General features: G+C 43.6%; 6 protein-coding genes and 2 pseudogenes. 6 read left to right on the top strand and 2 right to left on the bottom strand.

Features of this window, described 5'->3' with window-relative positions:
- Positions 1-235: pseudogene (locus V7K38_RS18805) on the top strand (ParB/RepB/Spo0J family partition protein); the annotation flags it as partial.
- A gap of 112 nt (positions 236-347) precedes the next feature.
- Positions 348-599, top strand: a complete 252-nt coding sequence (locus tag V7K38_RS18800; RefSeq protein WP_334859911.1) for a hypothetical protein — start codon at positions 348-350, stop codon at positions 597-599.
- A gap of 458 nt (positions 600-1,057) precedes the next feature.
- Here V7K38_RS18800 and V7K38_RS18795 read toward each other — a convergent pair whose 3' ends face one another.
- Entirely contained in the window at positions 1,058-1,645 is a 588-nt protein-coding gene (locus V7K38_RS18795; protein ID WP_334859910.1) for a Uma2 family endonuclease, read from the bottom strand.
- 156 nt (positions 1,646-1,801) lie between these two features.
- Here V7K38_RS18795 and V7K38_RS18790 point away from each other — a divergent pair, with 156 nt between their 5' ends.
- The 3 genes and pseudogenes from V7K38_RS18790 (at position 1,802) to V7K38_RS18785 (ending at position 2,881) form a co-directional block, all read left to right on the top strand.
- The gene (locus tag V7K38_RS18790; RefSeq protein ID WP_334859909.1) at positions 1,802-1,951 is read left to right on the top strand and encodes a hypothetical protein; all 150 of its coding nucleotides are present in this window, start codon (positions 1,802-1,804) and stop codon (positions 1,949-1,951) included.
- Between the two features lie 31 nt (positions 1,952-1,982).
- Positions 1,983-2,078, top strand: a pseudogene (locus V7K38_RS29700) (AIPR family protein); the annotation flags it as partial.
- 47 nt (positions 2,079-2,125) lie between these two features.
- The gene (locus V7K38_RS18785) at positions 2,126-2,881 is read left to right on the top strand and encodes a hypothetical protein (RefSeq protein ID WP_442940784.1); all 756 of its coding nucleotides are present in this window, start codon (positions 2,126-2,128) and stop codon (positions 2,879-2,881) included.
- A 91-nt stretch (positions 2,882-2,972) separates the two neighbouring features.
- On the opposite strand, the gene V7K38_RS18780 is transcribed toward V7K38_RS18785, so the two are convergent.
- Positions 2,973-3,710 carry an SDR family oxidoreductase gene (locus V7K38_RS18780; protein ID WP_334859908.1) on the bottom strand — a complete coding sequence of 246 codons (738 nt, stop codon included), beginning with the start codon at positions 3,708-3,710 and terminating at the stop codon, positions 2,973-2,975.
- A gap of 314 nt (positions 3,711-4,024) precedes the next feature.
- Between V7K38_RS18780 and V7K38_RS18775 the strand changes: the two genes are divergently transcribed.
- On the top strand, positions 4,025-4,303 hold the full coding sequence (locus tag V7K38_RS18775) for a hypothetical protein (protein WP_334859907.1): 279 nt from the start codon (positions 4,025-4,027) through the stop codon (positions 4,301-4,303).
- Positions 4,304-4,948 lie beyond the last annotated feature (645 nt).

Genomic DNA, 4,948 nt, shown 5'->3' with positions numbered 1-4,948 from the left:
AGAAAAGTTGTCTGTTGTTGCTACTCGAAAATTAGTAGCTGAAGTGATAGCATCTGAGTCCGAGCTAGCAGTAACCAAAAATACGAAGAAAAAAGCAGTATCCCAAGCATCTAGTCGTTTGCAACAACTCTCTTTAGAGTTGCTCAAGCAAGCTAACCCTGCTGAATTAATAGAATTACAGGAAGTCTTACGTCACAAATTAGTAGAAATGGAAAAAGTACTAAAACAAAATTAAAGATTGGTCGCTACCCTCTGCGAACTAATTGTCACTGCTTTTGTAATTAGATGCACGAATATATTGATGCTTAGAAATTATCCTTATAAATACAACACTGATTACAGAGCCGATGCCCAGCAAAATTATTGAAGTCCGAGAGTACACCGTCAGAGCGCACAAGCGGGAAATTCACACTCGCGTTTTCAACTTCGTATGCAAGCAGTGTGAACAACCCACCCAAAGAGAAACTTTTGGTGTGCGACCGCTCTATTGTGAAATATGTCGTCCCCCACAAGTACCTAAGCAATCGAAATTAGTCCCTATAGGCAAGAGGAAACCCAGAGCGATGAACTACAAGAGTGGGAAAGATATAGGTGGATAATTTTTTGTTTTAAGGTAAAGAGCGATACCTTCTCTTTGAGAGGCTTTGCCAACGGCACGTTTTCTCTACGAGACGCACTCGCGTTCGACGAACGCCAACGGAAAAAGCGGTTACGCCATCGCACGAAAGTGAATGAAGCAGTAGTTATGTGTAAGGTTATGGCAGTTGTATTAATTGGACAGCCGTGACGAGACTGTGGATTCGCTGTTGCAGGGGTTGGGGATTTTGCTAAACTGTATCTTTCACCAAAGCAATCGAAACTACTGGCGGCTGTTGAAAGGGAGTACAACCTTGTATGGAGACAGCAAAAGTAAACTTGATTCTTAATACAACAATGTAACAATTAACTCGTTGTATGAAAGCAATCCTGATTCTCGTTGGTCTTCTGTGCTTGATCTTAAGAGACGCTCCATTGTAACGTTTCTACTGTTGGGTGCGAAATGGGAAATTGCGTATTTCTAGGCATTTACAACCGTGGGAAAAATCCGATTCAAGTCTAATAAAACATCTTCAAATCCAGGAATCGCTACTGACTGATGTGGTAAAGATATCTGCTTGCTGAGATAATTGAATTCACCTTGAGAATTTTGATAGGGTTGGCTGTAACGCTCAAGTTGGCGAACATTTAAGTTGACAATCCAATAATCAGAAATTGCGGCTTCTGCGTAGATTTTTAACTTTGTTGTTTGGTCGTAATCTAGGGTTGAGTCCGAAATCTCAATCACTAAAAAAATATCTTCGGGATAGGGATGATGGGCGAGATAATCTTCATCTTTGCCACGTGCGATCGCCACATCTGGTTCAGGTTCACTTTGCGAAAGCAAAGTAATCGGATCTTGTCCGCGAATCACGGCACGATCGCCCAACAATCGATCCAATTGGCGGCATAAGATAGAACCGCAGACTGTATGAGGTGTACCCTTGGCTACCATCTGAATTAGTTCTCCGCGAATCAACTCGATGCGATCGCTCTCATGTAAAAATTCCAGTTCAATCAGCCGATGATATTCGTCAATAGTAAATCTTTTTGGTGTGACAACGTTCATGGGACATCATCGATTTAACTGTTATGTACTTTCTAGCTTACCATCTGTATCCATTCGCTGTTGTCCATCTTGTACCCACTAATTTTTCTTGTCAAACAGGTGAGATGCCTTATCCTTATCTTATTGACAAGTGCAATCTCTACAAAGAATCAGATTGTGACTGAGCATATTTCTCTGCAAGGACAAACTTATACTGTAGCTGCGAAAAAACGTAGTTTTTTTCATGCAGGGCAATCGGTGGCAGTCCAGTTTTTGGTAGCTCCTCTTGGTGTTACACCCCAGACCTTGCACCTTAGTTTTGGTTAACATAGAAATTCCCCTCCATTGCAAATAAAGTATGCCCAAGACTTGGAACATCAAGATAGATAACTATTTTCAAGCCAACCCCAATTGCATCATCGCCACCGCCCATGTAGATTCGTTCCCGACAGACCCTCACGAACTGCTCAGGAACACCTCACAATCTCTTCAAAAGAGATTGTGAGGTGTATCTCTGACACGCTTACAGAAAATTCGCGTGTAGAGGAGACGGCTCATGCGCCCTTGAGGGGCGCGTCGCCTCAGACTGTTCAAGGCGTGTCAGAGAAAGAAATTGACTTGCCTGTGGCAATGAACTGCACGACGCTAGCGCTTGTGGATGCTGTACCAAGTCAACCTGCTCCGTTGTTGGCTGAAAATCAAGATTGTGGTGTTGAGCCGAGAGACTGTCATGTTCGCGTAGCATCTCGTAGAGAAGGTGCTTGTTCCGCCGCGCCCGTCGCTGTAAATGAATTTTCTTCAACTTTAGCGATCGCTAATCAAGCGTCCGTGTCATTAAATCAAAGTGAGATATTTGAATGGTTGGATAGAGCAAACCTTGGAGAATGCCCCCCATTGTGGGTAATTCAATATTTGCTAGACAGCAAGTATTACGCCAGCATGAGGGCAACAATCAGCAAATTTGAGAAGCAGTGGAATATATCTGTAGTCAATTATCAGGTGCAAGAATCTAGTGAGGCGTTGTTTACCGCCGTTCGCGGAGCGTCTCGTAGAGAAGACATCGCCATTAGATCCAAGGCTAGACTATTGCGAATGGAGAAACTGAAGATGGCTTCCCTGGTTGGGGAAAATCCTGGTTTTGACTTCCTCCAAGAATGCTGTCATGATGACTCGGCCTTACAGATCGTGATCAAAAAACTATTAGCGAAGTTTCCGCAGTGGGGGATTGCAGTTGTGGATGGCGTGCTGGTGAATTAGGAGGAGTAGTGAATCTGTACAATCGAGAAGAGTTTGGGCTTGCTGTTTAATACCCAGATACCCTTGTCTAGAGCATTACCCTGCAATGTAATTAACTTGATGACACCTCAACGACATTTTGGGCAAAGCTTTTATAAGCATCGCCCATTTGTTTAGCTATCGAGTCAGGAAAGACGTGAAAATCCCCAGCTTTGAGAGCTTTTATTATCCCCTCTGCCACAAGTGTAGGTGGCTGTGCAACCTCATTCATTCCTGCCGCATCGCCCATATCCGTGGCAATCGGGCCAGGGTGAACACTTAGCACAATCGTGCCCTGCTCACTCAATAGTTCTCGTAATGCCTGGGTGATTGAATAGGCCGCAGCTTTTGAGGCACAGTAAGTGGCAGAGTCGGGGAAACCCTTAAGCGAAGCAACAGAATTGATTTGGGCAAACACACCACCCCCATTGGCTTTGAGTACCGGGGCAAACGCCTGAGCCATGTAGATCAATCCATATACATTGATGTTCATCTGAAATTCGAGAGCGGCGATCGCATTCTCAGCTAGGGGAGTTCCAGCAAGAAATACTCCTGCATTATTGATAACTATTTGCACATCGGCGGCAGTTTGAGCAGCAGCAATAATAGATTGGGGATCACCTAAATCAACCTGAATTGGTACTACCCGCTCACCGTATTGTTCAACTAATGAGGAGACACTGTTGATCTGACGAACAGCCGCATAGACTTTGGTGGCTCCGTGTTCAATAAACGACTCAACTATCGCCTTGCCGATGCCGCGATTTGCGCCCGTGACCAAAATGGTTTTGTCTTTGATGTCGTAGTTCATTTGGATTTCTCTTTATGGTTTTCCACGATCTGAAAAACCTTGGACAATCGCTCTAAGTTAGGGCAAAGAAATTTAGCTGCTCTCTTGAAGAAAGACTGCGGCTGACACCGCTCCTTCTAGCATGGTATCATCACACATCATCCGAATCTAGCAACACCAATTTTTTAGCCGTCTTTGAAGTCTGTGCTTTTGGACACCTCCTTCCAGTCCAGTTGGTTCCCTTGTTGGCGAATGCAGCGATGTCTAACGACAAGCCGTTTCACGTCTACGCTAATCAAACACCGAGGTAAGTAGAACAGGGTCAATCTGCTTCGTTGCCGAGACAAAACCAAGTTTCAGGTGGAGAAGTCAAAGCAGTTGATGAGGGTGAAAGTTCCGCCGCGCCTGTTCCAAATCCTGAGAAATGGTCACATGAGGCGATTGTAGCGAGGGCAAGTGCGCGACCGGAGCGGATGCAGAAACTCAAAGTGGCTCTTAATTCGGGACACAATCCGGGGTTTGAGTATTTGCAAGAGTGCTGGGATGATCCGGCGTTGCAGATTGTTGTTAAAAAGCTGCTGGCGAAGTATCCGCAGTGGGTAGGGTGTGTGTAGATGAGGAATTAGTTGATTGGAATGAGTAGCGATCGCACCCAAGCTTGGAAATTTATCCGAAGACAATAACTTTATTTCATCGGACTTCTCTGTTATTGCTGCCTAATTTTGTCCTAAGTATTGTTCAAATTTGTTTGACTATTTTCTGCCTTGTAGTTACTTAGAAGCGAAAAGAGTATGAAGAATACATGAAGCTAAGTGTTGCTGTATACATTTATCGACAAATAATGTGAGGAGTATGCAAAGAGGGTGATTCAAATATAGACATCTAAGTAAAATGTTGAGTATGTAGTTATTTTGAGGCAAGTGACATTTTCTCTATGTACAAGCTCGATACCTACGGAGAATAGCCCACAAGCTAGGCATAAAAATATCTTTCCCGCTCAAAAGTTAACTGTTTCAGACTTTGAAGCTTGTAGGACTTAGGCACTGGCAAAAAACCTAATATAAAAGGTGGTTTTTAGGTATTCAAAGTTGATTTTTTGATATTGTTCACTGATTTCTAATGAACAATTATCTAGAATTCACAGCTTGATTAATTTGTATAGTGCTTACAGCATTTACGGCTGTTATGAGGTACAGTAGCAGCAACTAGCAAACCAGTTTCTTAAATGTTGAGGATTTATCAAGTCGAGTGCAACTGAG

It is taken from the genome of Nostoc sp., from assembly GCF_036917465.1.
Lineage (GTDB): Bacteria > Cyanobacteriota > Cyanobacteriia > Cyanobacteriales > Nostocaceae > Nostoc.
The sequence above is the reverse complement of the archived record's forward strand: the minus strand, read 5'-3'. Positions and strand labels throughout refer to the sequence as shown.